This is a genomic window from Actinosynnema pretiosum (assembly GCF_002354875.1).
In the GTDB taxonomy this organism is placed as follows: domain Bacteria; phylum Actinomycetota; class Actinomycetes; order Mycobacteriales; family Pseudonocardiaceae; genus Actinosynnema; species Actinosynnema auranticum.
On sequence record NZ_CP023445.1, the window covers coordinates 7,945,388 to 7,972,147 of the forward strand.

Sequence of the window (26,760 nt, forward strand, 5' to 3'; positions counted from 1 at the left end):
CCGGCCCCCGCTCAGCGCACTTCCGCGATCACCAGGTCGGCCCCCGCGCTGGACGAGTTCACCATGAGCGCGTTGACGTGGTCGCTGCCGCGCAGCACCCGCTCGCGCGCCTCGGCCTCGGGCCTGCCGTAGCGGACGTGCCGCTCGACCAGCCGCCGCACCCGCAGGTCCTCGTCGATCCGCAGGAACCACGCCTCGTCCAGCACGAGCCGCACCCGCTTCCACTTCTCGTACTGGAGCAGCAGGTAGTTCCCCTCGGTGACCACGAGCGGCACGGCCGGGTCGACCGGCACCGCGCAGGCCACCGGCTCCTCGATCTCGCGGCGGAACTCCGGCGCGTACACCACGTCGGGGCCGTGCGCCTTGAGCCTGCCCAGCAGGTCGGCGTAGCCGGACACGTCGAACGTGTCCGGCGCGCCCTTGCGCTCGGCGGCGCCGAGCCGCTCCAGCTCCCGCTGCGCGAGGTGGAAGCCGTCCATCTCGACCAGGGCCGCGTCCGGCCCGAGCTCGTCCACCAGCCTCCTGGCCAGGGTCGACTTGCCCGATCCCGGCGCGCCGCCGATCCCGAGCACCCGCCGCTCCCCGGCTGTGGCGAGCGCCCTCGCCCGCTCGACCAGCTCCTCGAACCTCACCCGCTGTCCCGCCACCGCCACAACTCCTCGACCCAGCGCTCGGCCGGGTTGCGCACCCGGACCGCCGCGACCTCGTTGGCCCACGCGACGGCCCGCGCCACCGGTTCGCGCCGCGCGAGGGCGACCGCCAGCGCGCCGTGCCACACGTCGCCCGCGCCGTTGGTGTCCCGCACCGGCACCGGGGTCACCGGGACCTCGCCCGCCGAGACCGCCGGGCCGCCGTCGGGCCCCGCGCTCCCCGCCGGGGTCGTGCCCGCCCCCGCCGCTCCGGCGGTGGCGCGGTTCGACCAGGTCACGGGGAGGGCGCCGCGCGTCCGGATCACCAGCGGCACGCCCCGGTCGTGCACCGCGCGCTCGGTCAGCGGGAAGGCTGCCGAGCAGGCGGCGACGTCCACCAGCGGCAGCAGGTCGTCCAGGACAGGCTTCCAGCTCCCGGCGTCCAGCACCACCGGCACGCCGCGCCCGCGCGCCGAGCGGGCGGCGGCGAGCGCCAGCGGGCCGAGGTGGCCGTCGAGCAGCAGCACGTCCGCCTCGGCGACCAGGTCGGGCAGGTCGGCGGGCACGGCGGGCAGGTGGCCGCCCGCGTTGCGGGACACGACGGTGCGCTCGCCGTCGCCCGCCCGCACGACGACCATGCTGAGCGCGATCCGGAAGTCCTCGGGGGCGGTGTCGACCACCTCGACGCGGCGGTCGGCGAGGCCGCGCAGGGCGAGCGCGCCGAGCGGGTCGGAGCCCGCGGCGGTGACCAGGACGGCGCGGTGGCCGAGGGCGGCGACGGCGGTGGCCGCGTTGGCGGCGGGACCGCCGGGTGAGGTGAAGGCGGCGAGGGACTGCATCTTTTCGCCCGGTTCCGGGAACTCATCCACCTGTTGGGTGACATCGACGGTCGTCAGCCCGACACACAGGACAACTGCCACGTGTGGTCGCTCCCTAGTCGGTAGTGTCCGCACGCAATCGCTTGCGACAGCGCGAACGGGGGCTGGCTCGTGGTCACCATGCGGGAGGTCGCCAGTCTCGCCGGGGTGTCGATCACCACCGTCTCACACGTGGTGAACGAGACCCGGTCGGTGGCGGAGAGCACGCGCGACCGGGTGCTCAAGGCCATCGAGGAGACCGGGTACACCGGGGACGCGATCGCGCGGTCGCTGGTCACCGGGGGCACGAGGTCGCTGGGGCTCGCGGTGTCGCTGGAGTCGCACCCGTACTTCGCGGAGCTGATCGCGGCGATCGAGGCCGAGGCGACGGCGGCGGGCTACGCGCTGGTGCTGATCGACACGCGGGAGAGCGCGGAGTCGGAGCAGGCGGCGGTGCGGGTGCTGCGCTCGCGGCGGGTCGACGGGGTGCTGCTGACGCCCACGTCGGGCAGCGCGGCGCTGCCGGAGCTGCGGCGGCTGGGCGTGCCGACGGTGCTGGTGGACCGGCTGGTGGTGGCCAAGGACCTGGACCAGGTGGGGCCGGAGAACGTGCAGGCGACGTCGTCGCTGGTCACGCACGTGGCCGAGCTGGGTCACCGGCGGATCGGGCTGGTCACCGGCGCGCCGGGGCTGGCCACGACGGACGAGCGGGTGCTCGGCTACCGGCTGGGGCTGGGCAGGGCCGGGCTGGCGTGGGACGAGGACGTGGTGCGCACCTCGCTGGGGCCGATGCTGGGGTCGGTGACGGCGGTGGTGGTCGGCGGGCACCAGGCGCTGGTGGACGTGCTGCGGGAGGCGCGGGCGCGGAACGTGCGGATCGGCTCGGACCTGGCGCTGGTGGCGTACGACGAGGTGGAGTGGGCCGAGCTGGTCGACCCGCCGCTGACCGCGCTGGCGCAGCCGGTGGAGGAGATCGGGCGCACGGCGGTGCGGCTGCTGCTGTCCCGGATCACCGAGCCGGAGCGGACGCCGGAGACGATCCGGCTGGCCCCCGAGCTGCGGCACCGCAGCTCGTGCGGGTGCCACTGAACCTGCGCGGGCGCCGCGGGCTCTCCGATCACCCCCGCGCCGTGAGCCGCCGCTGCGGCACCCTGCCGCGCTCCTCCAGCAGCGCCGCCGCCTCCAGCACCATCCAGCCGCCGAGCTGCACCGACAGGTCCCGCTCCGCCGCGCCTGCCTCGGGCGCGCCGGTGGGCCGCGCCCAGTCGGGCCCGAACAGCGGCCCGGACACCGCGGCGGACCGGTTGGCCCACGCCGCCTCCGCCGAGGCCACCACCAGCTCCGCCGCGAGCACCGCCTCCGGCCGGTCCAGGTGCAGCGCGGCCTGCGCGAGGTAGCGGGCGAGGATGCCGCTGAACAGCCCGCCGTCGCCGCCGCCGTGCCCGCGCAGCACCCGGTCCGCCGCCAGCTCCCGGTCCACGCCCGCGATCACCCGCGCCGCCCGGTCCGCCCAGCGCGGCCCGCCGCCGGAGCGCGCGATCTCCAGGCAGGCGCCCAGGTGCACGCCCTGGCAGTAGGTGTAGAGCACGCGCTCGACCTCGCGGACGGAGCCGTCCGGGCGCAGGTGCAGCCCGTCCCACACCAGGCCGGTCTCGGGGTCGGCGAGGTTGTCCTCCACCCAGTCCACGATCGAGCGGGCGCGGCCGAGGTCGGCGCGGTCGCCGCTCGCGCGGGCCCGGCGGGCGAAGAAGATCGCGGCGGGGCCGTTGGCGGGCACGTTCTTGAAGTCGTCGCCCCTGCGCCACCACAACCCGCCGCCGCCGTGGTCGGTCAGGCCCTCGCGCAGCCGGGTGGCGACGGCCTCGACGGCGCGCGGCCGGGGGACGCCGACGCCCGCCGCGCGCTGCAGGGCGAGCCCGAGCCAGGCGACGTCGTCGTAGTAGTCGTTGGTCCAGCCGGTCAGGTTGCGCACCCGCAGGCCGCGCACCAGCTGCTCGACGAGGGTGGCCCTGGACAGGCGCGGGGCGCGGAGCTGGGCGTCGACGACGCAGTCGACCAGGTGCGCCTGCCACCAGTAGCCGAAGCTCCGGTGCGCGCGGACCCCCAGGTCCGGCGGCCAGGCGCGGAGCCCGAGCGCGGTGCCGGGCAGCCCCCAGACGCTGCGCAGGTGCCTTGACCGGATGGCGCGCTCGGCCACCCCGGCGCGGGCGGCGTGCAGCTTCGGCGTCGTCACCCGGCCAGTGTGACCACTTCAGCGATCTTCCGCCCGGCGGAGCAGGTCCCAGTGGTAGAGCGCCATCGCGACGCTCGTGGTCAGGTTGTAGCTGGACACCAGGGGGCGCATCGGCAGCGACACCACGCGGTCGGCGCGGGCGCGGGTGCGCTCGGACAGCCCGTGCCGCTCCGAGCCGAACGCCAGGACGGCCCCGTCCGGGAACCGCACCCGGTCCACCGGCTCGCCGTCCGCGTCGAACGCGAACAGCTCGCCCTCCAGCGCGGCCGGGTCGTCCACCCGCGCGACCGGCAGGGCGTAGTGCAGCCCGGCGCTGCCGCGCAGCACGTTCGGGTGCCACGGGTCGACGTCGCCGGTCGACACCACGCCGCTCGCGCCCAGACCGGCGGCGACGCGCACGACCGCCCCGAGGTTGCCGAGGTTGCGCGGGTTGTCCAGCAGCACCAGCGGGGCGGCCCGGTCGGGGCCCGGCACGGCGGCGGCGGGCCGGGCGGCGAAGCCCGCGACGCCGGTGGGGTGGGCGCGGCCGGTGCGGCGGACCAGCTCGGCGGCGGTGACCGGTTCGACCGCGGCGAACGCGTCGACCAGGTCGGGGGCGTGCGAGCGGGCCAGCGCGAGGACGGCGTCCCGGTCGGTCAGCAGCACCTCGCGGACCGCGCCCGCGCCGCCGAAGCGCAGCGCGTGCTTGACCGCGTGGAACCCCTCCAGCAGCACTTCCCCGGCCACGCGGCTCCAGTCACTCGAACGGCCGGGCCATCGTAGGCGACGCGGGGCGCCGGGACGTCAGCGCCGGACCGCCAGCGTTGGACCGTCAGCGCCGGACCGTCGGTGCCGGACTGCCGGCGCCGGACCGTCAGCGCGGCGCGGCCTCCTCGCGCGGCGACGCCGAGCGCTGCCCGTGCCGGGCGGCCAGCGAGAGCCAGGAGCCGAGCACCAGCACCGCCACCAGCACCTGCACCGGCGTGGCCAGCGACTCCGGGTAGAGCACGCCGTCGATGTAGGTGTCGATGAAGCCCCTGGTGAGCGGCGGTTCCCCGCCGAGCACGCGCAGCTCGTTCTCCAGCATCGTCAGCGGGCAGTCGAGCGCGAACACCACCACCGACAGCCCCCACGCCGCCATCGCGACGTGCGGGTAGACCAACCAGCGCCACCTGCGGGCGAGGAACCCCCCGACGACCAGGAACACCAGTGCGGCGTAGTGCAGCACCACGACGAGTTCGGCGAGCGCGAGAGCGACCATCCCCCGGAACCTCCTGTACCTCGCAGCCTAGGAGTGACTACCCGGAGGCGGCCAGGAGGAATCACCCGTGCGGGATCACCCGCGCGGGAGCGACTGCCAGGGCACCCGGCCCGCCACGTCGAGCAGCAGATCGGCGAGGTGACCGATCGGGGCCTGCAACAACGGCGCCTGGATGGCCGCGACGAGCTTGTGCTCGCCGAACAGCACGGCCACCCCGAGCGCGCGCGGCTCGTGCAGCAGCCACTGCGGCAACCCGCAGGCGAGCAGCGCGGTGGCGAACGCCGGGTTCTTCCTGCGCACCTCGTAGCGGGCGTCGAACGCCTCGTCGCCGGTCGCGGTGAACTGCTCGAACAGCCCCCACACGCCGTCCTCGCGCGGGCTGATCAGCACCCACGGCCCCGGCATGGGCCGGGGCACGACCACCGCCGTGTAGGTGCGGTAGTCGCTGGTCGCCCCGGTCTGCGCGCGCAGCACGAGCTCGACGGCGAGCACGGGCACGCCGCGCCAGTGCCCGACGAGCTGCGCCTTGATCCGGCCGGGGTCGGACTCCAGCATCCGGCCGATCTGCGGGACGCGCTCCCCGAAGCCCTGGTCCTCGGCCGTGTAGCGCAGGCCGGTCGTCGACTCCAGGGCGCGCATCCGCTGCTCCCACTCGCTGACGAACACCTGCGGCGCGGCGACCTGGCCGGGTCCGGTGGCCGGGGCGCGGCGGTGCCGCGCGAAGCCGACGGCGACCGCCACGGCGAGGACCACCACCACGGCGGCGAGCAGGAGCACCTCGGTCATCTCACGCCAGCCCCAGGTCGGCGAGGTCGAGGAGGTAGCGGTAGGACAGGCCCTCCGCCTCGATGACCTCGCGCGCGCCGGTGCCCCGGTCCACGACCGTCACGACGCCGACGACGATCGCGCCCGCCTCGCGCAGCGCCTCCACGGCGGTCATGACGCTGCCGCCGGTGGTGGAGGTGTCCTCGACGGCCAGGACGCGCTTGCCCTCGACGTCGACGCCCTCGATGCGGCGCTGCATCCCGTGCTGCTTGGCGGCCTTGCGCACCACGAACGCGTCGAGCACCTCGCCGTCGGCGGCGGCCGAGTGCATGATCGCGCAGGCGACCGGGTCGGCGCCCAGGGTCAGGCCGCCGGAGGCGGCGTAGTCCCAGTCCGCGGTGAGCTGCCGCAGGAGCTTGCCGATGAGCGGGGCCGCGGCGTGGTGCAGCGTGGCCCTGCGGAGGTCGATGTAGTAGTCGGCCTCGGCGCCGGAGGACAGCGTGACCTTGCCGTGCACCACGGCCAACTCGCTCACCAGGCGGGCGAGCTCGGCCTTGGCGACGGCATCCAGAACCACTTCAGTTCGCACGGCTGCCAAGACTGTCACACGCGACCGGGCGACGCGCCCGTAAGGTGGCACACCGTGACCTTGCCCGATGTGCTGCTGGTCGAGCACCCCTGGTCGTTCACCGACCACCTGCTGAAGGTCCGCTACTCGGTGCGGGTCTACGCCGAGTCGGACGCGCCGCTGGCGCACACGGAGGACCTGGGCGGCCTGGGGCCGCTGGTGGCGCTGCGGCGCACCGCGTTCTCGGGCCGGACCGCGTTCCGGGTGGCCCTGTCGACGCCCGGCGGGCCGCTGCTGGAGGTCCGCAAGGGCTGGGGCGCGCCGCCCACCGAGGTGCTGCTGCCGGGTGGTCGCGCGCTCGGCTCGCTGCGCAAGGAGGGCGGGGGCGGGGTCGGGCTGCACGACGCCTCCGGGGTGCGGTTGTGCGCGCTGGGGGACGTGGCCGGGATGTCCTACCGGCAGCTCGCGAAGCGGGACGGCGCCCGTGTGCGCCGGGACGTGCTGCGGCTGCGGGTCGGGCTCGCCGAACCGGTGCGGTCGCTGGCGATCGCGGCCGGGGTGTTCTACGACGTGGTGCGCGGCGTCGGGGTCAACCACGCGAGCGGCGGGCCGATCGACTCGCCGTTCTGAGGGGCGGGCCCGCGCCCGCCCCCCTCGGGCGCCTACCAGGCGTCCTCGGTGAACGAGCCGGGCTCGTCGCCGTCGCCGCCGCGCGCCAGGTCCTGCACGTCCTGGCCCTCGCGGATGGCATTGTGGGCGCGCTTGAGGTCCGGGATGCCGGTGGCCATGGCCCGCCGCACGCCCTCGTCGTCGAGCGCCTTGCCCTCGGCGATGTCCTTCCAGGACAGCTCGCCCGCGTCGACCCGCTTGGCCAGGTCGCGCAGCGCCTGCGGGGCGCGCGGGTTGTTCGCGGCGCGGGAGATCTGGGCGAGGTCGGCGTCGGACAGGCCGCGCGAGGTGGTGCGCACCCGTGACGCCTCGGTGGCGGTCTTGATCAGCGCGGCGTTGCGCGCCTCCACGTCGGCGACGAGCGCGTCGAGCTTGGCCCTGTCGTAGGGGAAGGTCATTCCCCACCTCCGCCGCCGGACGAGGGGGCGCCGGACTGGGCGGGCGGTGGCGGTGGCGGCGGGCTGGCGCCGGGGGGCGGCGCGGTGTAGCGGGTGTTGGCCTTGTTGACCGACGACCCGAGCTTGTAGCTGTTCATCGCCACGCCGATGGCCCCGGACTTGGCCGCGGACAGGCCGTCGCCGAACTTCTGCTGCCCGTCCTGGTAGGCGTCGAGCACGTCGAGGGCGTCACCGACGTCCCGCACGTCCTTGAGCTTCATGAGCGCGGTGCCCATGCCCTTGAGGCCGTTGACCATGCCCTGGACGCCCTCGATGAGCGTCTGGATCGAGATGATGATCTTCCGGATGGCGTCGACGATCTGCACCGCGTCGTAGACCATCCACACCGCGCGGCCCCAGCCGACGACCGGGATCCACGCCGTCATGGCGGCCTCGATCAGCTTGCCGACCAGCATGTCCAGCAGGGTCAGCGCGAGCCCGGTGGCGGTGCGGCAGGCCGAGGCGGTGGACTGGAACTGGTTGCCGACGATCCGCGCGACCTGCGAGTCGGCCTCGATCGCGACCACCCACAGGGTGCGCATCCTGGCCTCGAACGACTGGGCGGCGTCGCCGTCCCAGTGCGGGCCGAGCTGCCCGGCGCCCGCGTCCACGTTGTGCCGCACCGCGTCGAGCGACTTGGCGACCCGGTCCCACGCGGCGGCGTTCGCGTCGATCTTCTCGAAGTCGCCGAGCAGCGGGTTGATCAGCGACTCGATCAGGTTCTCGCCGGTGACCTGCTCGTAGATCCAGTTGACGCCCTGGATCTTCCAGCCCGCCTTCTCGATGAGCTCCTTGGTGCTCTGGCGGCCCGGCCGGTCCTCCGGCGCGGCGGCCAGCGCGGTGGCCGGGTTCTCGACGTCGGCGTACGCGGTCACTCGCCACCCCCGACGGCGGGCGCCTCGGCGGCGGCTTCGAGCGCCTGCTGCACCTGGCGCAGGAGGGCCTGCGCGTGGGCGTCGACGGCCCGGTAGCTCTCGGCGGCCTCGTCCAGCGCGGCGGCCTCCTTGGTCATCATGGAGTTCGCGAACTCCAGGGTCTCGCCGTACAGCTCGGCGACGCCGGTGACGGCGGGGCGCAGCAGGGCGAGCAGGCCGGTGAACCCCGAGGTGTCACCGCCCTTGGACACGGCGTGCTCCCTGATCGTCAGGAAGTGCCCGGCGTTGCGGGTCAGCAGCTCGCTGTACCCGCTCAGCTCATCAGGTTCGACGTGGAACCGCTCACCCATGTTGCCCCGTCCCTCTCCCGGTCGTGCGTGGCACTGGGACGGGGAGGGGGGCGGACGGGTTCCCCCCTGGGGGAAGGTGCCCGAACTGCCCGTTTTCCGGGCCGCACGGGTGCGGTCTCAGGCGTGCTCGGACATGTTCAGGCGCGTTCAGGCGTGTTCACGGGTGGCCGGGCGTGGCCGGGCGTGGCGTCCGGGGGACGCGTCAGGTGCGGCCTCGACCGCCGAGGACCCTGGAGGCGATCTTGCGCAGGACGGCCCTGGGCAGCAGGCGGGCGCCGGTGATGATCGCCTTGTACTGCGGGCTGGGGATGGAGACCTGCTTGCCCGCGCGCAGGTCCGCCAGCGCCTCGTGCACCACCCGGTCCGCGTCCAGGTAGAGCAGGTCGGGGGTCTTGGTCATGTCGATGCCCGCGCGCTCGTGGAACTCGGTGCGGGTGAAGCCGGGGCACAGCGCCATGACGCGCACGCCGGTGCCCTCGGTCGACTGGGCCATGCCCTCGGAGAACGTGGTCACCCACGCCTTGTCGGCGCTGTAGCTGCTGCCCCTGCCGGGCAGGAAGCCCGCGACGCTGGAGACGTTGACGACCGCGCCGGAGCGGCGGGCGACCATGCCGGGCAGCGCCGCGCGGGTCAGCCGCAGGACGCTGGTGACGTTGACGTCGAGCTGGGCCTCCAGCTGGTCCGCCTCGGCCTGGAAGAACTCGGCGGAGTTGGTGAAGCCCGCGTTGTTGACCAGCAGGTCGACCTCGCTGCCCGCCAGCAGCTCCTCGACGGCCAGGCGGCCCTCGGCGGTGGACAGGTCGGCGGGGAAGGCGGTGACCTCGACGCCGTGCCTGGCCCGCAGCTCCTGGGCCAGCGCCTCCAGGCGCTCGGCGGTCCTGGCCACCAGCACCAGGTCGTGCCCCTCGGCGGCCAACCGGCGGGCGAAGGCCGCGCCGATGCCCGCGCTGGCCCCCGTGACGAGGGCGGTCGGGGCGCTCACTGCTTGCGCCCGAACGACGGGCGGATCACTTCGCCGCTCCCGGAGCCGGACTCGTCGTCCGGCTCGGCGTCGAACGGGTCGACGACGTCGGCCAGCTCGCCGAGGTCGCGCAGCAGCCGCTCGATCCGGGACGGGGTGGAGTTCGGCGGCGCGGCGGCCATCACCCAGTCGCCCTCCAGCCAGACCACCGTGACGTCGGCGCCGATCTCCTCGGCGGCGTCCACCAGGTCCGGGGTGATGAGCTTGCGGGCGGCGGGCACCTCGCTGACGAACGCGTAGCGGGAGCCGACCGGGCCGAGCAGGTCGGGCATCTGGTCGCGCTGGAAGGGGACGCTGTGCAGCCACAGCTCCACGACCACCGGCAGCGACCGGCGGCAGCGCACGCCCACCAGCACCGAGTTGACCTTGTTGTTGGTCTCGTGGTCCAGGACGTAGACCTGGCGGCGGCCGTCGGCGGTGAACGTGGAGCCCGCGACGACGTCCTTGGCGGTGCCGGTGCCGTAGTAGGCGATGGCGCCGCTCTCCCAGCGGGAGGTCAGGACCTGGTCGGTCTCCTCGAACTGCCAGCCCCGGAGGGCAGCCCAGCGGCGCCGCTCGCGGTTGCGCGCGGTCCGCTGCGCACGATCGGTCGCGATCAGTGCGAAGCCCGCAATGCCCGCCACCGCGGCGACGGTGAACCAGACCCACGCCGGTATGCCCACGGTGCTTGAGGGTAGCGGGAGGCGGGGCGGTAGCGAAGATCAGTGCGGCCTGTCGGGATGACGAATCGGCTTCGATCTTCCGGTTCCGGGGGCGGCGGGCCCGCCGCCACCCCCGGACCGGTGACCCGTCAGGCCCTGCCGACGATCAGGCCGGTCGCGTCGTCGAGCACGTCGACCCGGACCGCGTCGCCGTCGCGCACCTCGCCGGAGAGCAGCTCGCGGGCCAGCTGGTCGCCGATGGCGGACTGGACCAGCCTGCGCAGCGGGCGGGCGCCGTAGACCGGGTCGAAGCCGTTGAGCGCCAACCACTCCCTGGCGGCCGGGGTGACCTCCAGGGCGAGCCTGCGCTGCGCGAGCCTGGCCGCCAGCTTGGCGACCTGGATGTCCACGATCGAGGTCAGCTCCTCGGTCGCGAGCGCGCGGAACACCACCACGTCGTCCAGCCGGTTGAGGAACTCGGGCTTGAAGTGGCCGCGCACCACCTGCATGACCGCGTCCTTGCGCCCGCGCTCGTCCAGCGACACGTCCGCGATCGCGTGCGAGCCGAGGTTCGAGGTGAGCACCAGGATGGTGTTGCGGAAGTCGACGGTGCGGCCCTGGCCGTCGGTGAGCCTGCCGTCGTCGAGCACCTGCAGGAGCACGTCGAACACGTCCGGGTGGGCCTTCTCGACCTCGTCCAGCAGCACCACCGAGTAGGGCCTGCGGCGGACCGACTCGGTCAGCTGGCCGCCCTGGTCGTAGCCGACGTAGCCGGGGGGCGCGCCGACCAGGCGGGCCACCGAGTGCTTCTCGGAGTACTCGCTCATGTCGATGCGGATCATCGCCCGCTCGTCGTCGAACAGGAACTGCGCCAGCGCCTTGGCCAGCTCGGTCTTGCCGACGCCGGTGGGGCCGAGGAACAGGAACGAGCCGGTGGGGCGGTCGGGGTCGGCCACGCCCGCCCTGGTGCGGCGGACGGCGTCGGAGACGACGCGGACGGCCTCGGCCTGGCCGACCACGCGGCCGGTCAGCTCGTCCTCCATGCGCAGCAGCTTGGTGGTCTCGCCCTCCAGCATCCGGCCCGCCGGGATGCCGGTCCACGCGCTGACGACGTCGGCCACGTCGTCCGGGCCGACCTCCTCCTTGAGCATGACGGCGGCCTCCTGGGTGGTGCGGGTGGCCTCCTCCAGGTCCTTCTCCAGCACGGGGATGCGGCCGTAGCGCAGCTCGGAGGCCTTGCCGAGGTCGCCGTCGCGCTCGGCGCGCTCGGACTCGCCGCGCAGTTGCTCCAGCTGCTCCTTGAGCACCCGGACCTTGTCGATGGAGCCCTTCTCGTTCTGCCAGCGGGCGGTCAGCGCGGCCAGCGACTCGCGGCGCTCGGCCAGCTCGGCGCGCAGCGCGGCCAGCCGCTCGCGGGAGGCCTCGTCGGACTCCTTGGCCAGTGCCATCTCCTCGATCTCCAGGCGGCGCACGGCGCGCTCGACCTCGTCGATCTCGACCGGGCGGGAGTCGATCTCCATGCGGAGCCGGGAGGCGGCCTCGTCGACCAGGTCGATGGCCTTGTCGGGCAGGAAGCGGGCGGTGATGTAGCGGTCGGACAGGGTGGAGGCGGCGACCAGGGCGGCGTCGGTGATGCGCACGCCGTGGTGCACCTCGTAGCGCTCCTTGAGGCCGCGCAGGATGCCGATGGTGTCCTCGACCGAGGGCTCGCCGACGAGGACCTGCTGGAAGCGGCGCTCCAGCGCCGGGTCCTTCTCCACGTGCGAGCGGTACTCGTCCAGGGTGGTGGCGCCGACCAGGCGCAGCTCGCCGCGGGCGAGCATGGGCTTGATCATGTTGCCCGCGTCCATGGCCGACTCGCCGGTCGCGCCCGCGCCGACGATGGTGTGCAGCTCGTCGATGAAGGTGATGACCTGGCCCGCCGAGTCGGTGATCTCCTTGAGGACGGCCTTGAGCCGCTCCTCGAACTCGCCCCGGTACTTGGCGCCCGCGACCATCGAGCCGAGGTCGAGGGAGACCACGCGCTTGCCGCGCAGCGACTCGGGCACGTCACCGGCCACGACGCGCTGGGCGAGGCCCTCCACGATCGCGGTCTTGCCGACGCCGGGCTCGCCGATCAGCACCGGGTTGTTCTTGGTGCGCCGGGAGAGCACCTGGACGACTCGGCGGATCTCCGAGTCGCGGCCGATCACCGGGTCCAGCTCGCCCCGGCGGGCGCGGGCGGTGAGGTCGACGCCGTACTTCTCCAGCGCCTTGTAGGTGCCCTCGGGGTCGGGGCTGGTGACGCGGGCGGAGCCGCGCACCTTCTCGAACGCCTCGCGCAGGGCCTCCGGGTTCGCGCCGTGGCGGCGCAGCAGGTCGGCGACCTGGCCGCCGTGCTGGGCGAGGCCGACGAGCAGGTGCTCGGTGGAGACGTACTCGTCGCCCATCTCGGTGGCGAGCTCCTGGGCCCTGGTGAGCACCCGGACGGCGTCGCGGGAGAACTGCGGCGCGGAGACCGAGGAGCCGCTGGCGGCGGGCAGCGACCGGCTGAGCTGCTCCAGCTCCTTGCGGATCACGCCGGGGTCGGCGCCGACCCCGGACAGCAGGGGCGCGGCCAGGCCCTCGCCCTGCGCGAGCAGCGCGCCGAGCAGGTGGACGGGGCCGACGTCCGGGTTGCCCGCGATCGTCGCCGCCTGCACCGCCGCGGACACCGCCTGCTGGCTCTTGGTGGTCGGGTTGAAAGCGTCCATTCCTCACCTCGGTCGACTCAGCCCTGATGCGCGACCAGCGTCCCGCACCGGTCGTCACCCTGCTCAACGTCAGAAAAGTTGAGCCCGTTCCACTCAACCTGGCGAGAGCATTGTGACATGAGTCATAGCCGAAGTCTTGGAGGTGGGGCGAGGGGTGGGAGGAGGCGGCTGGCGGGTGGGGCGGAGGCGGCTGGCAGGTGGGGCGGAGGCGACGTGGGGGCGGGACGGAGGCGGAGCGGAGGGCGGGCCGGCGGCGGAGTGGAGGGTCGGCCGGTGGCGGGTCGGAGACGGCGCGGGAGTGTGGGTCAGAGGCGGGTCAGAGGCGGGTCGGAGGCGGGTCAGAGACGGCACGGAAGTGGGTCGGAGGTGGGTTGGAAGCGGTGCGGGGGTGGGCTGGAGGCGGGTCAGAGGCGGGTTGAAGGCGGGCCAGAGGCGGGTTGGAGGTGATTCGGAGGCGGGGCGGGCGGCGCTTCCGAGTGCGGGCGGGCGGCTCGCGGTCGATGATCTTGGCTATGGCTTCCCTGGTGCGACACCTGACCTTCGACTGCGCCGACCCGTGGGCGCTGGCCACCTTCTGGACCGGGATCACCGGCGGGGCGCTGGGCGAGGGCGACCAGCCCGGTGACGACGAGGTCGAGGTGGTGTGGGACGGGGGCGTGAACCTGCTGTTCATCCGGGTCCCGGAGGGCAAGTCGGCGAAGAACCGGCTGCACCTGGACCTCCAGCCGCACGACCGGACGCGCGACGAGGAGGTGGAGCGGGTGGTGGCCTTCGGCGCGACCGTGCTCGACGACCAGCGCAATGCGGACGGCACCGGGTGGGTGGTGCTCGCGGACCCCGAGGGCAACGAGTTCTGCGTGGTGCGGAGCACTGCGGAGCGTGTTTCCCACCCGTGAGGGCGTCACCCGCTCGGACCAGCGGTTTTTCCACAGCGATGTCCGAGTTATCCACAATCCGCAGGTCGCTATCCACAGGTGTGGCGGGATGATCACTCACGGAGCGCAGCCGCAGGTCCACCCGTGTGAGGGAGGGCCTCGGCAAGCGGCCAAACGGTGTAGGACAAGTCTCACCCTGTTGCGCAGGCCACGATCAAGGTACAACCGAAGTTGAATGATCCCTCGAAGGATCGAGCTCCGCGTTACACAACGAAGTCGTACTGCACTCAAAGGTGGCATCAAGGAGTCAACCACCCAGTTGACGGGTTAGTGTCGCAGCGTCGGGGTTGGATGCTTGACGAGGACGTAGCGCCGTTGCAGGCGCCGCAACAAACGTGGAGACTGCGCCCGGACCATGACTGCGAACGCTGTGTTGAGCCCCATCCCGAGCCCGCCGCACCGCGAACCTCCTCCGGGTGTCACCGCCATGGTGCGGCTGATCCGGGAGAGCTTCGCGGTCGTCGAGTCGCGCTCCGACGATGTGGCCAAGTTCTTCTACGGAATGCTGTTCAGCCTGGCCCCGGCGACCCGCGAGATGTTCCCCGCGAACATGGAGGTGCAGCGGAGCAGGCTGCTGCGGGCGCTGGTCCACGTGGTGCAGATGGTCGACAGACCCGACGACCTCATCCCCTTCCTGAGGCAGCTCGGGCGCGACCACCGCAAGTTCGGCGTGGTCAGCTCGCACTACGAGTCGGTCGGGACCGCGCTGCTCGCCGCGATCAAGAAGTACGCGGGCGAGGCGTGGACGCCGCAGGTCGAGATGGCCTGGGCCGAGGCGTACACAATCATGGCCAGGGCCATGCAGGAGGCCGCGCACGCCGACGAGGGCCCCGCGTACTGGCACGCGACGGTGCTGGAGCACCAGCGGGTGAGCTGGGACCTCGCGGTGGTCAGGTTGCAGCCGGACCACCCGGTGAACTACCGGGCCGGGCAGTACGTGTCCGTGGAGACGCCCCAGCGGGCGAGGCTGTGGCGGTACTTCTCGCCCGCCAACGCGCCGCGCGAGGACGGGATCATCGAGTTCCACATCCGGTCCGTCGAGGGCGGGTGGGTGAGCCGGTCGATCGTCGGGCACACGCAGCCGGGGGACGTGTGGCGCATCGGGCCGCCGATGGGGCGGTTGAGCGTGAACCGGACGTCCGGGAACAACGTGCTGATGATCGCCGGTGGGACCGGGATCGCGCCGATGCACGCGATGCTGGACGAGATGGCGCAGTGGGGCGAGAACCCGAAGACGCACCTGTTCATCGGGGGGCGGACCAGGGAGGACCTGTACGACCTGGACAACCTGCAGCGGATGGCGAGCGCGAACCCGTGGTTGTCGATCGTGCCGGTGCTGGAGAACGACCCAGGGGCTCGGGGGGTTGAGCAGGGGACGTTGGCTGACGTGGTGACGCGGTACGGGGCTTGGGAGGATCGGGACGTGCTGGTGTGCGGATCGCCTTCGATGATCCGGGCCACGGTGTCGAGGATGCTGGTCGCGGGGACTCCGCTCGACCGGATCAAGTACGACCCGTTCACGTTGGACTAGTGGGGCGTTCGGTTAGTGGGGCGTTGGGTTAGTGGGGTGTTGGGCTAGCGGCGCGTTGGGCTAGCAGCGCGTTGGGCTTAGGGCTTAGGGCGAAGATCAAGAGCTGAAGGGCACGCCTCGCCGGCGGGGCAGACCTCCAAAAAAGAGGGGGACGGGCTCTGCCGGCCGGTGACGCTTCCGCTGGTGGTCCGGTTTACCACTGCGGTGGGCGGGGTCCCTCTTCTCCGTTTGGCCTCCTTTCAGGCAAGCACAGGCGTCAAGACGCCGTTTGACACCCCGGTCTGCCGCATAGTGCGGCGGCGTCTTGACACCTGCGCTCGGGCTTCGCCAGGCCAAACGGAGAAGAGGGACGCGGGATGGCTGGCTGTGGGCTCGCTGCGCTCGCCCCGCAGCCCGCGAAGCGGTCAACCTGTGAAGTGATCAGCCTGCGGGGCGGTCAGCCCGTGAGGGTCAGGCCTGCGAGGCGGTCAGCCCGCGAAGTGGTCAGCCCGTGAGGCGGTTAGGCCTGCGAGGCGGTCAGGCGCGGGCGTGGTCCCTGTGCGTGCAGAAAGGCCCGGAGCGGGTGGCTCCGGGCCTTTCGGTGTGCTGCGGGGGTTCCACCGGCCGCGTGGGTCAGCGGCGGCGTTGTTGGGGCTTCCAGACGACCAGGGCCGTCTCGTGGCGGACCGGGACCAGGTCCCTGCGGTACGAGGCGTGCACCGTTGCGGCTGCCGCCTCTGCCGCCGCCATCGCGTTCGACAGCTGTTCGGTCAGCTCCGCCACCTTGCCGCGGAGCGCGCCCACCTCGTTCTCCAGGTCGATGATCCGCTTGATGCCCGCGAGGTTGACGCCGTCCTCCTGGGAGAGGCGCTGCACCTCGCGCAGCAGCACGATGTCCCGCATGGAGTACCTGCGTCCGCCGCCCGTCGTCCGGCCCGGTGAGACCAGGCCCATCCGGTCGTAGCTGCGCAGCGTCTGGGCGTGCAGCCCGGACAGCTGGGCGGCCACCGAGATCACGAAGAACGGCGTGTCCTCGTCGGTGCCGGGCGGGAACGGGAAGGTCATGTCGACTTGCCCCTCTCCAGCAGCAGCGCGTTCAACTCGGCCCTGGGGTCGTGCTGGGACGTGGTCTTCGCGTACGCCTCCAGGGCGTCGCGGGACTTGGCGTCCGTGTTGTTGGGCACGGCCACCTGCAGCGTGATCAGCAGGTCGCCGACCTTGCCGTCGCGCCGCGCGATGCCCTTGCCCTTCGCCCGCATGACCCGGCCGCTGTTCGTGCCCGCGGGCACCTTCACGGTCACCTTGCCCTCCAGCGTCGGCACGGTCAACGACGTGCCGAGCGCCAGCTCCGGGAAGGTCACCGGGACGGTCAGGGTCACGTCGTTGCCCGAGCGGCCGAAGATCGGGTGCGGGTTGACGTGGACGCGGACGAACAGGTCGCCGGTCGGGCCGCCGTTGCGGCCCGGCTCGCCCTGGTTCGCCAGGCGGATGCGCTGGCCGTCGTCGACGCCCGACGGGATGCGGATGGTCAGCGTCCGGGTCCTGGTGCTGACCCCGTCGCCGCCGCACTCCTGGCACGGGTCGTCCACGATGCGGCCGGTGCCCCGGCAGTCCTGGCACGGCTCGGAGAACGCGAACGCGCCCTGGCTGCGGGTGACCAGGCCGGCGCCGCCGCAGTTCCCGCAGGTGCGGGGCGTGGTGCCGGGCTTGGCCCCGGAGCCGGAGCAGGTCGCGCAGGCCGCCGGGCTGGACAGCCGCAGCGGCACGGTCGCGCCCTTGACCGCCTCGGTGAAGTCGATCCGGACGTCGGTCTCGACGTCCTCGCCGCGCCGGGGCCGGTTCGCCCCGGTCGCCGCGCCGCCACCCCTGCGGTTGAACAGGCCGCCGAGCAGGTCGCCGAGCCCGCCGCCGCCCATGCCGCCCTGGGCGCCCGCGGCGCCCCGGCCGAACAGGTCGCCGACGTCGAACCCGCCGCCGCCACCCCCGCCGAAGCCGCCGGGGAAGCCCCCGCCGCCCGCGAACAGGCGGCGGGCCTCGTCGTACTGCTTCCGCTTGGCCGAGTCGGACAGGACGCCGTAGGCCTCGGACACGGCCTTGAACCGCGCCTCGGCCTTGGCGTCGCCGGGGTTGGCGTCGGGGTGCAGCTCCCGCGCCAGCTTCCGGTACGACTTCTTGATCTCCTCCGCGGAGGCGTCGGAGGAGACGCCCAGCTCGCGGTAGAAGTCCTTCTCGATCCAGTCCCTCGCACTCACCGGACGCCGCCCCCTCTCCGTCAGTCCTGCTGTTCTGCCTGGGCCTGCTCCGGCTGCGCGGGAGCGGGCTCGTAGTCGGTGACCACCACCATCGCGGGCCGCAGCACGCGGTCGGCGAAGCGGTAGCCGCGGCGGAACACGGCGGTCACGGTCGGGCCTGCCACGTCCGGGGAGGTGCTGTGCTGCACCGCCTCGTGCACGGCCGGGTCGAACGCCTCCCCGGCCTCGCCGAAGCCCTCCAGGCCGGTCGCGGTCAGCGCGGCGACCAGCTTGTCGGCCACCGCCTTGAACGCGCCGGTAAGGTCGCCGTGCTGACCCGCGCGCTCGACGTCGTCGAGCACGCCGAGCAGGTCGCCCACGACCTTCGCCTTCGCGGTGGCGACCACGACCTCGCGGTCGCGCTCGACGCGCTTGCGGTAGTTGGCGTACTCGGCGGTCAGCCGCTGCAGGTCGGCGGTCCGCTCGTCGAGCTGGGCCTTCAGCTCGGCGGCGGGGTCGACCTCGGCGGCGCCCTCGGGCTCGGGGGCGGCGTGCTTGCCGCCCCCGTTCCCGGCGGGAGAGGTGGACTCGGCGGCCGACTCGGCGCGGATCTCCCCGGTCTCGGGGTCGATCCGGCGCACGTCCGGCTGCTCCTCGGCGCTCACGTCTTCCGGCTGCTGCTGGTCGGCGCTCGTCACTTCTTCTCGTCCTCGTCGACGATCTCGGCGTCGACCACGTCGTCGGCCTTGGCGCCGGGCTTGGCGCCCTCGGCGCCGGGCGCGGAGCCCGCGGCGGCGTCGGTGGGCGCGGCGCCCGCGTACATGGCCTGGCCGATGGCCTGCGACTCGGTGGCGAGCTTCTCCACGGCGGCGCGGACCTTGGCGATGTCGGTGCCCTTGAGCGCCTCGCTGGTCTCGGCGATGGCCGCGCGGACCTTCTCCTGGACCTCGGCCGGGATCTTGTCCTCGTTCTCCTTGACGACCTTCTCGGTCTGGTAGACGAGGGTCTCGGCCTGGTTGCGGACCTCGGCCTCGTCGCGGCGGCGCTTGTCCTCCTCCGCGTGCGCCTCGGCGTCCTTGATCATCTGCTCGATGTCGTCCTTCGGCAGCGCGGAGCCGCCGGTGATCGTCATCCGCTGCTCCTTGCCCGTGCCCATGTCCTTGGCGGACACGTGCACGATGCCGTTCGCGTCGATGTCGAAGGTGACCTCGATCTGCGGGACGCCGCGCGGGGCGGGCGGGAGGCCGGTCAGCTCGAACATGCCGAGCTTCTTGTTGTCGGCCGCGAAGTCGCGCTCGCCCTGGAAGACCTGGATCTGCACGGACGGCTGGTTGTCGTCGGCCGTCGTGAAGATCTCGGAGCGCTTGGTCGGGATCGTCGTGTTGCGCTCGATGAGCTTGGTCATCACGCCGCCCTTGGTCTCGATGCCCAGGGAGAGCGGGGTGACGTCGAGCAGCAGGACGTCCTTGACCTCGCCGCGCAGGACACCGGCCTGCAGGGCGGCGCCGACGGCGACGACCTCGTCCGGGTTCACGCCCTTGTTGGGCTCGCGACCGCCGGTCAGCTCCTTGACGAGCTCGCTGACGGCGGGCATCCGGGTGGAGCCGCCGACCAGGACCACGTGGTCGATGTCGCCGACGCTGATGCCCGCGTCCTTGATCACGTTGGTGAACGGCGCGCGGGTGCGCTCGAGCAGGTCGTTCGTGATGCGCTGGAACTCGGCGCGGGAGAGGGTCTCGTCCAGGAACAGCGGGTTCTTGTCCGAGTCGACCGTGATGTAGGGGAGGTTGATGGAGGCGCTGTTCGAGCTGGACAGCTCGATCTTCGCCTTCTCCGCGGCCTCGCGGATGCGCTGCAGCGCCATCTTGTCCTTGGTCAGGTCGATGCCGTTCGCCTGCTTGAACCGCTCGACCAGCCAGTCGACGACGCGCTGGTCCCAGTCGTCGCCGCCGAGGTGGTTGTCGCCGGAGGTCGCCCGGACCTCGACCACGCCGTCGCCCAGCTCGAGCAGGGAGACGTCGAAGGTGCCGCCACCGAGGTCGAAGACCAGGATGGTCTGCTCCTTCTCGCCCTTGTCCAGGCCGTAGGCCAGGGCGGCGGAGGTGGGCTCGTTGACGATGCGCAGGACGTTCAGGCCCGCGATCTGCCCGGCCTCCTTGGTGGCCTGGCGCTGCGAGTCCTCGAAGTAGGCGGGGACGGTGATCACCGCGTCGGTGATCTCCTCGCCCAGGTACGCCTCGGCGTCCCGCTTGAGCTTCATCAGCACGCGGGCGCTGATCTCCTGCGGGGTGTACTTCTTGCCGTCGACCTCGTCGGTCGTCCACGTGGTGCCGATGTGGCGCTTGACGGACCGGATGGTCCGGTCGACGTTGGTCACCGCCTGGTTCTTGGCGGGCTGACCGGTGAGGACCTCGCCGTTCTTGGCGAAGGCCACGATGGACGGGGTGGTGCGCGACCCCTCGGAGTTGGCGATCACCGTCGGCTCGCCACCCTCCAGGACCGCGACGACGGAGTTGGTCGTCCCCAGGTCGATGCCGACCGCTCGCGCCATGAATTCCTCCAGGTGGTGCGTGTGTGGTTGCGCCCTTTGTTGAGCGAAGCTGGCTCAAGTTTGCCAGGCGGACCGGCCTTGAGTCCACCCGGCTCAACCTTTCTGACTGTCCCAACGGGCGGGCAAGCCCTCGTGTTCCCGGATCGCGGGGGTGATCCGGCGCACACGTCGGCCCGCCCACCTGGCGGTGAACGGGCCGGTTGAGCGGCGGGGTCAGACCCGCCCGATGACCATGTTCCCGCTGTCCGTGCGCAGGAAGAGCTCGTACGGGGCGGCCTTGTCGTCCACCACGCCGGTGATGTCGACCTCGCCGCTGTCGGTCTCCGTGACCACTTTGTACGCGCCGGCCGGAACCCGCACGGTGAGCGCGCCGCCGTCGGTCCTGGCGCGCACGGACGCGGGCGCGACCAGGCCGAGCTCGACCCGACCCGATCCGGTGGTGACGGTCACCGGGCCCCCGGTCATGCCGGTGGCGCGCAGGTTCCCGGAGTCGAGCCGCACGTCCAGGGGGCCGCCCGCGCCGCTCAGGGAGACGTCGCTGGAGTTGCCCCTGAGCGAGACGCCCTCGGCGGTCTGGTTGAGGACCACGTTGCCGGAGTCGACCTCCAGGTCCACGGACAGCGCCCCCTCGGCGGACACGTCGCCGCCGTCGCTCTCGCCGGTGATCCGGACCAGGTCGGGCAGCACCAGGTCGTAGGTGGCGGTGCAGTGCAGGCCGCAGCCCTCCAGGACCAGCGTCTCGCCGTCGACGCGGTGGCTGGTGGCGGGGGTCTTCGCCTCGTGGCGGGAGTAGCGGAGCGAGCGGGTCAGCACGGCCTCGGCGCCCGGCCGGTGCCGGAACACCACGTCGCCGTCGCTCTGCGCCAGGCGCACCTCGGTCACCGGCCTGCCCAGCCCGTACCGGTCGGTGGCCTCCTTCCAGACCAGCCGCACGCACGACGCGGTCCCGGCGACCAGCACCACCGCGAGCGCCACCGCGAACGACCTGCGCGCGCCTCGGGCCCGCCCCTCGCTCCCCATGCGGACAACGCTAGGTGCACGCGGGGTGGGCGGGAACCGGGGGAACCCCCGTCCAGCGGGTGGGGGTAACCCCACCGAGTGGCGTGCCGACCGGGTGCCCTGGACGGGTGTCGGGCCGCTCGGGCGCACGCCCGGCGGGCGGACTCAGGCCAGGTCCTCCACGATCGCCCGCAGCGCGGGCGCCGAGCGGCCGGGGTCGTCCAGGAACCACTCGGAGGCGATCACGTGCGAGCCCGTCATCCGCTCCCACACCAGCCCCTGCACCGGGACGACCGTGATCACCAGCCGGAACGGCCGCACGGGCCGCCCCAGCCTGGTCTCCACGCCGCGCACCACCTCGCCGACGGGCAGCGCCGCGTGCCTGCCCCTGCGGGAGCGCCGGTGGTGGTAGTCGCCGACCAGGTCCTGGAGGGCGCGCACCGCGCCGCGCAGCGCGGGCCGCTGGGCCAGCGAGCGGCTGTCCGGGGCGGCGGGCGAGGTGCCGTGGCGGTCGGCCCTGGCGTGGTCGAGCACGTCCGCCCACCAGCCGAGCCACTCCTGCGCGGCACCTGCCCGGTCGACGCCGCGCGGCACCACGACCGGCACGGCGGGGTCGAGGCCCGGCAGTTCGGGCACGGTGTCCACCGACAGCGCGAGCGTGTCGCGCACGAACAGCGCGGTCGTCACGGTGTGGTTGCTCCCGTGCGACACCTGCCACGACTCCCGGCCGGTGAACCCCATGCCGCCATTGTCCGGTGGTCGTGTCCGGTTCGGGGTTTCCCCGGCGCATCGGGAGGGACACGGCTTCGGCTCGACGCGCTCCGCCCGCCCTCGGCGCTGCGGTCGGGCTTCGGCACCCCGGAGCGGCGCGGTGGCGGGCCGCGCGGTGGCGGGCCGCGCGGTCAGGAGCCGGACGAGCTGCCCAGCTCGATCGCGACCACGCCCGCGATCACGAGCAGCAGCCCGACGACCATCGTGGCGTTGACCCGCTCCCCGAACAGCACGACGCCCACCGCCGCGACGGCCGCGATGCCGAAGGCGCACCAGATCGCGTAGGCGACGCCGAGCGGCATCCCGAGCTTGAGGACCTGGCTGAGCGCGCCGAACGCGATGGCGTAGGCGATCACCACGACGACCGAGGGGGCGAGCTTGGTGAACCCGGCGGAGAGCTTCAGCGAGACGGTGGCGGTGACCTCTGCGACGATCGCCAGCGCCAGCAGGAGGTGGACCACGGGAAGCCTCCGGGAGCGGGTCGGGGGACGCCTGCGAGTCTAGGCGTCGCGACCGGGCGGTCCCGGCTGCGCGGGGAGCCTCCGCCAAGTGGTTACTCACCAGTAATCCAGCGTAGGCTCCCACGGAGGAAACCGGACTCAGAAAGGCCGCGACCACATGGGAGCCCTCCAGCTCACCCTCGGCGCCATCGGCGTCGCCGCCAGCGCGTACGCCTGGGGAATCTTCGTGGCGGGCGTGGTCCGGATGGTGCGGATCATCCGGCTCGGCCAGCCCGACGCCACCCGCAACGGCCCGGTCTGGCCGAGGCTGCGCACGCTGGTGGTGGAGTTCGTCGCGCACACCAGGATGGCCAAGCTGCGCAAGGTCGCGCCGTGGCACTGGATGGTGATGTGGGGCTTCCTGATCGGCTCCGCGGTGCTGTTCGAGGCCTACGGCGAGGTCTTCTACCCCGGATTCCACTGGCCGGTGATCGGCACGTGGTCCGCGTGGGCGCTGCTGATCGAGCTGCTGGGCATCGGCACCGTCGTCGGCGGCGTCGCGCTCGCGGTGATCAGGCAGCTGAACCACCCGCGCCGCGCCGACCGGGTCTCCCGGTTCGCGGGCTCCGACTTCAAGGCCGCCTACTTCGTCGAGGCCGTCGTGATCGTCGAGGGCCTGGGCATCCTGGGCGTGAAGGCGTTCAAGCAGGCCTCCGGCCTGGAGGACCCGCCGCTGTGGTCGTCCTTCGTGACCGCGCCGCTGAGCGAGCTGCTGCCCGCGAGCCCCGACTGGGTGTCGGTCATGGCGTTCGTGAAGCTGGTGACCGCGCTGGTCTGGCTGGCCGTCGTGGCCAAGAACCTGACGATGGGCGTGGCCTGGCACCGGTTCAGCGCGTTCTTCAACATCTACTTCAAGCGCGAGGACGACGGCGGGGTCGCGCTGGGCGCGCTGCGGCCGATGATGAGCGGCGGCAAGGTGCTCGACCTGGAGGAGGCCGACCCGGACACCGACGTGTTCGGCGTGGGCAAGGTCGAGGACTTCACCTGGAAGGGCTGGCTGGACTTCAGCACCTGCACCGAGTGCGGTCGCTGCCAGTCCCAGTGCCCCGCGTGGAACACCGGCAAGCCGCTGTCCCCCAAGCTGATGATCACCGAGCTGCGCGACCACGCGTACGCGAAGGCCCCCTACCTGCTGGCCGGTGGCCGCCGCGACATGGCGGGCGACGAGGTCGGGCTGGTCGAGGACAAGTACGAGGACTACAAGAAGCGCCTGGAGTCGATCGACGTCCTGGCGATGGCCGAGGCCGAGCGCCCGCTGGTGGGCGAGGCGGGCGAGCTGGGCGTCATCGACCCCGAGGTGCTGTGGTCCTGCACCACGTGCGGCGCGTGCGTCGAGCAGTGCCCGGTGGACATCGAGCACGTCGACCACATCGTCGACATGCGCCGCTACCAGGTGCTGATCGAGTCGAACTTCCCGTCCGAGCTGGGCGGCATGTTCAAGAACCTGGAGAACAAGGGCAACCCGTGGGGCCAGAACGCCAAGGACCGCCTGGCGTGGGCCGACGACCTGGACTTCGAGGTCCCGGTGTTCGACGGCGAGCTGGGTGACGCGGAGTACCTGTTCTGGGTGGGCTGCGCGGGCGCGTTCGAGGACCGGGCGAAGAAGACCACCCGCGCGGTCGCGGAGCTGCTGCACACGGCGGGCGTGAAGTACACGGTGCTCGGCCCGGAGGAGAGCTGCACCGGCGACCCGGCGCGGCGCGCGGGCAACGAGTTCCTGTTCCAGATGCTGGCGCAGCAGAACGTCGAGGTGCTCAACAGCGTCTTCGAGGGCCGCGAGCCCGGCAGGCGCAAGGTCGTGGTGACCTGCGCGCACTGCTTCAACACGCTCGCCAACGAGTACCCGCAGGTGGGTGGCCAGTACGAGGTCGTGCACCACACGCAGCTGCTGAACCGGCTGGTGCGGGAGCGGCGGCTGGTGCCGGTGGCCGAGATCGCCGAGGACGTCACGTACCACGACCCGTGCTACATCGGGCGGCACAACAAGATCTACGAGGCGCCGCGCGAGCTGATCGGGGCCTCGGGCGCGAAACTGCGCGAGATGCCGCGCAACTCCGACAAGGCCATGTGCTGCGGCGCCGGTGGCGCGCGCATGTGGATGGAGGAGCGGATCGGCAAGCGGATCAACCTGGACCGGGTGGACGAGGCGCTGGGCACCGCGCCGTCGAAGATCGCGACGGGCTGCCCGTTCTGCCGGGTCATGCTGACCGACGGGGTGACCGCGCGGCAGAACGAGAAGGTCGTGGGCGGCGGCGTCGAGGTGGTGGACGTGGCGCAGCTGCTGCTGACCGCCGTGCGGCGCGGGCAGGAGCGGGAGCGGGCGGACGTGCCGACCGACGAGTCGTCGACCGGGACGCCGCTGCCGGACGGCGACAAGGCCGCCGCGTCGGACTGATCGGCGAGAACGCGCGGAGGGCCCCGTCGTCCGGGTTCGGACGGCGGGGCCCTCCGGCGTTCCGGGGGCTTCTGGTCAGTCCTGCTCGACGGCCCGCTCGTAGACCAGGTTCAGCAGCCAGCTCGCCAGCGCCACGATGATCGCGCCGAAGAACGCGGGCCAGAAGCCGGTCACCTGGAACGGCAGGCCCAGCTCGCCCGCGACCCAGCCGGTCAGCCAGAACATGAGGGCGTTCACGACCAGGCCGATCAGCCCGAGGGTCAGCAGGTAGAACAGGCAGCCGAGGAACTTCACCACCGGCTTCACCACCGCGTTGACCAGGCCGAACACCACGGCCACCGCCACCAGGGTGCCGATCTTGGCCGGGGTCGAGCCGCCCTCCAGGTCGATGCCGGGGATCAGGGTCGACACCCAGACCGCCACGGCCGTCAGCAGTACCTGCGCCACAATGCCCATGCCGCAGGGTAACCGCGGGGCTCCTCCGAACGGGTCAGGCGCGGCGGCGGCGGGTGCGGGCGGCGTGGTGCAGGGCCAGGCCCGCGACCAGCAGGGCGAGGCCGGTCACCAGCGGCCAGAACGGGGCGGCGCCGGTCCTGGCCAGCTGCTTCGGGGCGCCGCCGACCGGGGGCGCGGTGGTCGTGGGGGCCGTCGAGCTGCCGGGCGCGGTGGACGTGGTGGACGGCGGGGTGCTGGACGGCGGGGCGGTGACGGAGAGCGCCACCTCGGCGGTGTTGTCGCTCGGGTCGCCGTCGCCGAACGAGGTCCCCGGCGCGAGGACGACCCGGAAACCGGTGATCGTCGGGTCGGTCAGGGCGTAGCGGAGCCTCGCGGTCGCGGTGGCGCCCGGCTCCAGCGGCGCGGTCAGCGCGAAGCCGTCGCCCTCGGCCACGACGCCCTCGCCGGTGGACAGCAGCTTCGCCTTCGGCCGGTCGACGGTGAAGCGCACGCCGTCCGCCGCCTCGCCGGAGTTGGTGATGGCGAAGGACAGCTCGACCTCGTCGCCGGTGGCGCGGGCGCCGGGCTTGTCCGGGCCGAGCTTGAGCGCGCCGAGGACGAGGTCGGCGCGCGGCGCGAAGTACGGGGTGTCCAGGCGGACTTGCTCGCCCTTGCCGACGAACAGCTCCGCGGTGACGGCGGAGGGCAGCAGGCCCTGGGCGCGCAGGTCGGCGAGCACCAGCTCGTGGTCCCCCTCGGGGACGTCCTCGACGCGGTACGAGCCGGTGGCGGTGAGGCCGCCGAGCCGGTGCGCGGGCTGGAGCTCGCGCTCGCCCGCGTCCCGCACGCCGTCCCGGTCCGCGTCGACGAAGGCCGAGCCGGTGACGACGCCGCCCCGGATGCCGAAGTCGAGCGTCGCGCCACCGGTGCGGAACACCGAAGAGGGCGTGGTGGTCGCGTAGCGGTCGGTGTTGGCGTTGTAGATCGCCAGCGGGACGCCTGCGGGCAGGCCGGTCGCGCGGTAGCGGCCGTTCGCGTCGGTGCCGTAGTCGCCGATGTGCTCCTTGGTGGCGGCGTTGAAGACGCGGACGCCCTTCCCCGAGGCGAGGGCGGGCTCACCTGCGTCGACGACGCCGTTGCCGTTCCGGTCGAACCAGATGAGGCCGTCGAGGACCTCGCCGTCCTGGGCCAGGGCGGTGCCACCGCCGAGGAGCATCAGCACCGCGGTGACCGCGACCAGCTTCTTCACCTGGAGTCCCCCGTGGGAAAGGAAGTGTCGTGCGACGACACCCCGTCGTCGTGCGGCGGGCTCGGGGCGTTTCCGCGATCTGGATCACACCGGGCGCTTCTCCGCACCGCGCGGGACCGCTTCCGCGCGACCGCGAACGCCGGAACGCCGGGTGGCGCTCCGCTCGC

At 72.9% G+C, this 26,760-nt stretch carries 27 protein-coding genes; 5 read left to right on the forward strand and 22 right to left on the reverse strand.

Annotated features, from left to right (window positions below; translation table 11 throughout):
* Positions 1-11 precede the first annotated feature (11 nt).
* Both CNX65_RS34235 and CNX65_RS34240 read right to left on the reverse strand, forming a co-directional pair.
* Positions 12-647, reverse strand: coding sequence for a nucleoside/nucleotide kinase family protein (locus CNX65_RS34235; RefSeq protein ID WP_096498141.1), 636 nt, complete (start codon positions 645-647; stop codon positions 12-14).
* Positions 629-1,549: a PfkB family carbohydrate kinase gene (locus tag CNX65_RS34240; protein WP_096497393.1), complete on the reverse strand. Its 921-nt coding sequence runs from the start codon at positions 1,547-1,549 to the stop codon at positions 629-631. Before CNX65_RS34240 ends, CNX65_RS34235 begins: the two co-directional genes overlap by 19 nt.
* A 78-nt stretch (positions 1,550-1,627) precedes the next feature.
* Between CNX65_RS34240 and CNX65_RS34245 the strand changes: the two genes are divergently transcribed.
* The gene (locus tag CNX65_RS34245) at positions 1,628-2,575 is read left to right on the forward strand and encodes a LacI family DNA-binding transcriptional regulator (RefSeq protein WP_096498142.1); all 948 of its coding nucleotides are present in this window, start codon (positions 1,628-1,630) and stop codon (positions 2,573-2,575) included.
* A gap of 28 nt (positions 2,576-2,603) precedes the next feature.
* On the opposite strand, the gene CNX65_RS34250 is transcribed toward CNX65_RS34245, so the two are convergent.
* The 5 genes from CNX65_RS34250 to pyrE all read right to left on the reverse strand — a co-directional run bounded on the left by CNX65_RS34250 (position 2,604) and on the right by pyrE (position 6,301).
* Positions 2,604-3,719, reverse strand: a complete 1,116-nt coding sequence (locus tag CNX65_RS34250; RefSeq protein WP_096497394.1) for a glycoside hydrolase family 76 protein — start codon at positions 3,717-3,719, stop codon at positions 2,604-2,606.
* 18 nt (positions 3,720-3,737) lie between these two features.
* The gene (locus tag CNX65_RS34255; protein ID WP_096497395.1) at positions 3,738-4,445 is read right to left on the reverse strand and encodes a TrmH family RNA methyltransferase; all 708 of its coding nucleotides are present in this window, start codon (positions 4,443-4,445) and stop codon (positions 3,738-3,740) included.
* A 127-nt stretch (positions 4,446-4,572) separates the two neighbouring features.
* Entirely contained in the window at positions 4,573-4,959 is a 387-nt protein-coding gene (locus tag CNX65_RS34260; RefSeq protein WP_096497396.1) for a DUF2784 domain-containing protein, read from the reverse strand.
* A 75-nt stretch (positions 4,960-5,034) separates the two neighbouring features.
* The gene (locus CNX65_RS34265) at positions 5,035-5,745 is read right to left on the reverse strand and encodes a hypothetical protein (protein ID WP_096497397.1); all 711 of its coding nucleotides are present in this window, start codon (positions 5,743-5,745) and stop codon (positions 5,035-5,037) included.
* Between the two features lies 1 nt (position 5,746).
* Positions 5,747-6,301, reverse strand: a complete 555-nt coding sequence (pyrE, locus tag CNX65_RS34270; protein ID WP_096497398.1) for an orotate phosphoribosyltransferase — start codon at positions 6,299-6,301, stop codon at positions 5,747-5,749.
* Positions 6,302-6,367: 66 nt separating this feature from the next.
* Between pyrE and CNX65_RS34275 the strand changes: the two genes are divergently transcribed.
* The gene (locus CNX65_RS34275) at positions 6,368-6,922 is read left to right on the forward strand and encodes a hypothetical protein (RefSeq protein WP_157767961.1); all 555 of its coding nucleotides are present in this window, start codon (positions 6,368-6,370) and stop codon (positions 6,920-6,922) included.
* Positions 6,923-6,954: 32 nt separating this feature from the next.
* Here the strand turns inward: CNX65_RS34275 and CNX65_RS34280 are convergent, their stop codons facing one another.
* The 6 genes from CNX65_RS34280 to clpB form a co-directional block, all read right to left on the reverse strand.
* Positions 6,955-7,359, reverse strand: a complete 405-nt coding sequence (locus tag CNX65_RS34280) for a hypothetical protein (RefSeq protein ID WP_096497400.1) — start codon at positions 7,357-7,359, stop codon at positions 6,955-6,957.
* Complete coding sequence (locus tag CNX65_RS34285; RefSeq protein WP_096497401.1) at positions 7,356-8,273, reverse strand: WXG100 family type VII secretion target; 918 nt, start codon at positions 8,271-8,273, stop codon at positions 7,356-7,358. The genes CNX65_RS34280 and CNX65_RS34285 overlap by 4 nt, the downstream gene beginning before the upstream one ends.
* The gene (locus CNX65_RS34290; protein WP_096497402.1) at positions 8,270-8,623 is read right to left on the reverse strand and encodes a hypothetical protein; all 354 of its coding nucleotides are present in this window, start codon (positions 8,621-8,623) and stop codon (positions 8,270-8,272) included. The genes CNX65_RS34285 and CNX65_RS34290 overlap by 4 nt, the downstream gene beginning before the upstream one ends.
* A gap of 202 nt (positions 8,624-8,825) precedes the next feature.
* Complete coding sequence (locus CNX65_RS34295) at positions 8,826-9,605, reverse strand: SDR family NAD(P)-dependent oxidoreductase (protein ID WP_096497403.1); 780 nt, start codon at positions 9,603-9,605, stop codon at positions 8,826-8,828.
* Entirely contained in the window at positions 9,602-10,306 is a 705-nt protein-coding gene (locus CNX65_RS34300) for a type III secretion system chaperone family protein (RefSeq protein ID WP_096497404.1), read from the reverse strand. The genes CNX65_RS34295 and CNX65_RS34300 overlap by 4 nt, the downstream gene beginning before the upstream one ends.
* A gap of 128 nt (positions 10,307-10,434) precedes the next feature.
* On the reverse strand, positions 10,435-13,017 hold the full coding sequence (clpB, locus tag CNX65_RS34305) for an ATP-dependent chaperone ClpB (RefSeq protein WP_096497405.1): 2,583 nt from the start codon (positions 13,015-13,017) through the stop codon (positions 10,435-10,437).
* 512 nt (positions 13,018-13,529) lie between these two features.
* Here clpB and CNX65_RS34310 point away from each other — a divergent pair.
* Complete coding sequence (locus tag CNX65_RS34310; RefSeq protein WP_096497406.1) at positions 13,530-13,913, forward strand: VOC family protein; 384 nt, start codon at positions 13,530-13,532, stop codon at positions 13,911-13,913.
* A gap of 466 nt (positions 13,914-14,379) precedes the next feature.
* A complete protein-coding gene (locus tag CNX65_RS34315; protein WP_015805617.1) occupies positions 14,380-15,483 on the forward strand; it encodes an FAD-binding oxidoreductase in 1,104 nt (367 codons plus the stop codon).
* A gap of 612 nt (positions 15,484-16,095) precedes the next feature.
* Here CNX65_RS34315 and CNX65_RS34320 read toward each other — a convergent pair.
* The 7 genes from CNX65_RS34320 to CNX65_RS34350 form a co-directional block, all read right to left on the reverse strand.
* The gene (locus tag CNX65_RS34320; RefSeq protein WP_096497407.1) at positions 16,096-16,527 is read right to left on the reverse strand and encodes a heat shock protein transcriptional repressor HspR; all 432 of its coding nucleotides are present in this window, start codon (positions 16,525-16,527) and stop codon (positions 16,096-16,098) included.
* Positions 16,524-17,714 carry a molecular chaperone DnaJ gene (gene dnaJ / locus CNX65_RS34325; protein ID WP_096497408.1) on the reverse strand — a complete coding sequence of 397 codons (1,191 nt, stop codon included), beginning with the start codon at positions 17,712-17,714 and terminating at the stop codon, positions 16,524-16,526. The genes CNX65_RS34320 and dnaJ overlap by 4 nt, the downstream gene beginning before the upstream one ends.
* Before the next feature lie 20 nt (positions 17,715-17,734).
* The gene (grpE, locus tag CNX65_RS34330; protein ID WP_096497409.1) at positions 17,735-18,391 is read right to left on the reverse strand and encodes a nucleotide exchange factor GrpE; all 657 of its coding nucleotides are present in this window, start codon (positions 18,389-18,391) and stop codon (positions 17,735-17,737) included.
* Complete coding sequence (dnaK, locus tag CNX65_RS34335) at positions 18,388-20,244, reverse strand: molecular chaperone DnaK (protein WP_096497410.1); 1,857 nt, start codon at positions 20,242-20,244, stop codon at positions 18,388-18,390. The genes grpE and dnaK overlap by 4 nt, the downstream gene beginning before the upstream one ends.
* Before the next feature lie 213 nt (positions 20,245-20,457).
* Positions 20,458-21,264, reverse strand: coding sequence for a DUF4097 family beta strand repeat-containing protein (locus CNX65_RS34340; protein WP_096497411.1), 807 nt, complete (start codon positions 21,262-21,264; stop codon positions 20,458-20,460).
* 144 nt (positions 21,265-21,408) lie between these two features.
* Positions 21,409-21,984, reverse strand: coding sequence for a hypothetical protein (locus tag CNX65_RS34345; protein WP_096497412.1), 576 nt, complete (start codon positions 21,982-21,984; stop codon positions 21,409-21,411).
* Between the two features lie 161 nt (positions 21,985-22,145).
* Positions 22,146-22,475, reverse strand: a complete 330-nt coding sequence (locus tag CNX65_RS34350) for a DMT family transporter (protein WP_096497413.1) — start codon at positions 22,473-22,475, stop codon at positions 22,146-22,148.
* Positions 22,476-22,632: 157 nt separating this feature from the next.
* On the opposite strand from CNX65_RS34350, the gene CNX65_RS34355 reads away from it, so the two are divergent.
* The gene (locus CNX65_RS34355) at positions 22,633-24,909 is read left to right on the forward strand and encodes a (Fe-S)-binding protein (protein ID WP_096497414.1); all 2,277 of its coding nucleotides are present in this window, start codon (positions 22,633-22,635) and stop codon (positions 24,907-24,909) included.
* Between the two features lie 75 nt (positions 24,910-24,984).
* Here the strand turns inward: CNX65_RS34355 and CNX65_RS34360 are convergent, their stop codons facing one another.
* Complete coding sequence (locus tag CNX65_RS34360) at positions 24,985-25,365, reverse strand: phage holin family protein (protein WP_096497415.1); 381 nt, start codon at positions 25,363-25,365, stop codon at positions 24,985-24,987.
* Positions 25,366-25,399: 34 nt separating this feature from the next.
* Entirely contained in the window at positions 25,400-26,593 is a 1,194-nt protein-coding gene (locus CNX65_RS34365) for a hypothetical protein (protein ID WP_096497416.1), read from the reverse strand.
* Positions 26,594-26,760 lie beyond the last annotated feature (167 nt).

Bases quoted from the DNA above. Each gene is read 5' to 3' on its own strand.
- CNX65_RS34280 (WP_096497400.1), bottom strand. From the start codon at position 7,359: ATGACCTTCCCCTACGACAGGGCCAAGCTCGACGCGCTCGTCGCCGAC.
- CNX65_RS34310 (WP_096497406.1), top strand. From the start codon at position 13,530: ATGGCTTCCCTGGTGCGACACCTGACCTTCGACTGCGCCGACCCGTGG.
- CNX65_RS34355 (WP_096497414.1), top strand. From the start codon at position 22,633: ATGGGAGCCCTCCAGCTCACCCTCGGCGCCATCGGCGTCGCCGCCAGC.
- CNX65_RS34320 (WP_096497407.1), bottom strand. From the start codon at position 16,527: ATGACCTTCCCGTTCCCGCCCGGCACCGACGAGGACACGCCGTTCTTC.
- CNX65_RS34260 (WP_096497396.1), bottom strand. From the start codon at position 4,959: ATGGTCGCTCTCGCGCTCGCCGAACTCGTCGTGGTGCTGCACTACGCC.
- dnaK (WP_096497410.1), bottom strand. From the start codon at position 20,244: ATGGCGCGAGCGGTCGGCATCGACCTGGGGACGACCAACTCCGTCGTC.
- clpB (WP_096497405.1), bottom strand. From the start codon at position 13,017: ATGGACGCTTTCAACCCGACCACCAAGAGCCAGCAGGCGGTGTCCGCG.
- CNX65_RS34360 (WP_096497415.1), bottom strand. From the start codon at position 25,365: ATGGGCATTGTGGCGCAGGTACTGCTGACGGCCGTGGCGGTCTGGGTG.
- CNX65_RS34340 (WP_096497411.1), bottom strand. From the start codon at position 21,264: ATGGGGAGCGAGGGGCGGGCCCGAGGCGCGCGCAGGTCGTTCGCGGTG.
- CNX65_RS34345 (WP_096497412.1), bottom strand. From the start codon at position 21,984: ATGGGGTTCACCGGCCGGGAGTCGTGGCAGGTGTCGCACGGGAGCAAC.
- CNX65_RS34265 (WP_096497397.1), bottom strand. From the start codon at position 5,745: ATGACCGAGGTGCTCCTGCTCGCCGCCGTGGTGGTGGTCCTCGCCGTG.
- CNX65_RS34245 (WP_096498142.1), top strand. From the start codon at position 1,628: ATGCGGGAGGTCGCCAGTCTCGCCGGGGTGTCGATCACCACCGTCTCA.
- CNX65_RS34290 (WP_096497402.1), bottom strand. From the start codon at position 8,623: ATGGGTGAGCGGTTCCACGTCGAACCTGATGAGCTGAGCGGGTACAGC.
- CNX65_RS34315 (WP_015805617.1), top strand. From the start codon at position 14,380: ATGGTGCGGCTGATCCGGGAGAGCTTCGCGGTCGTCGAGTCGCGCTCC.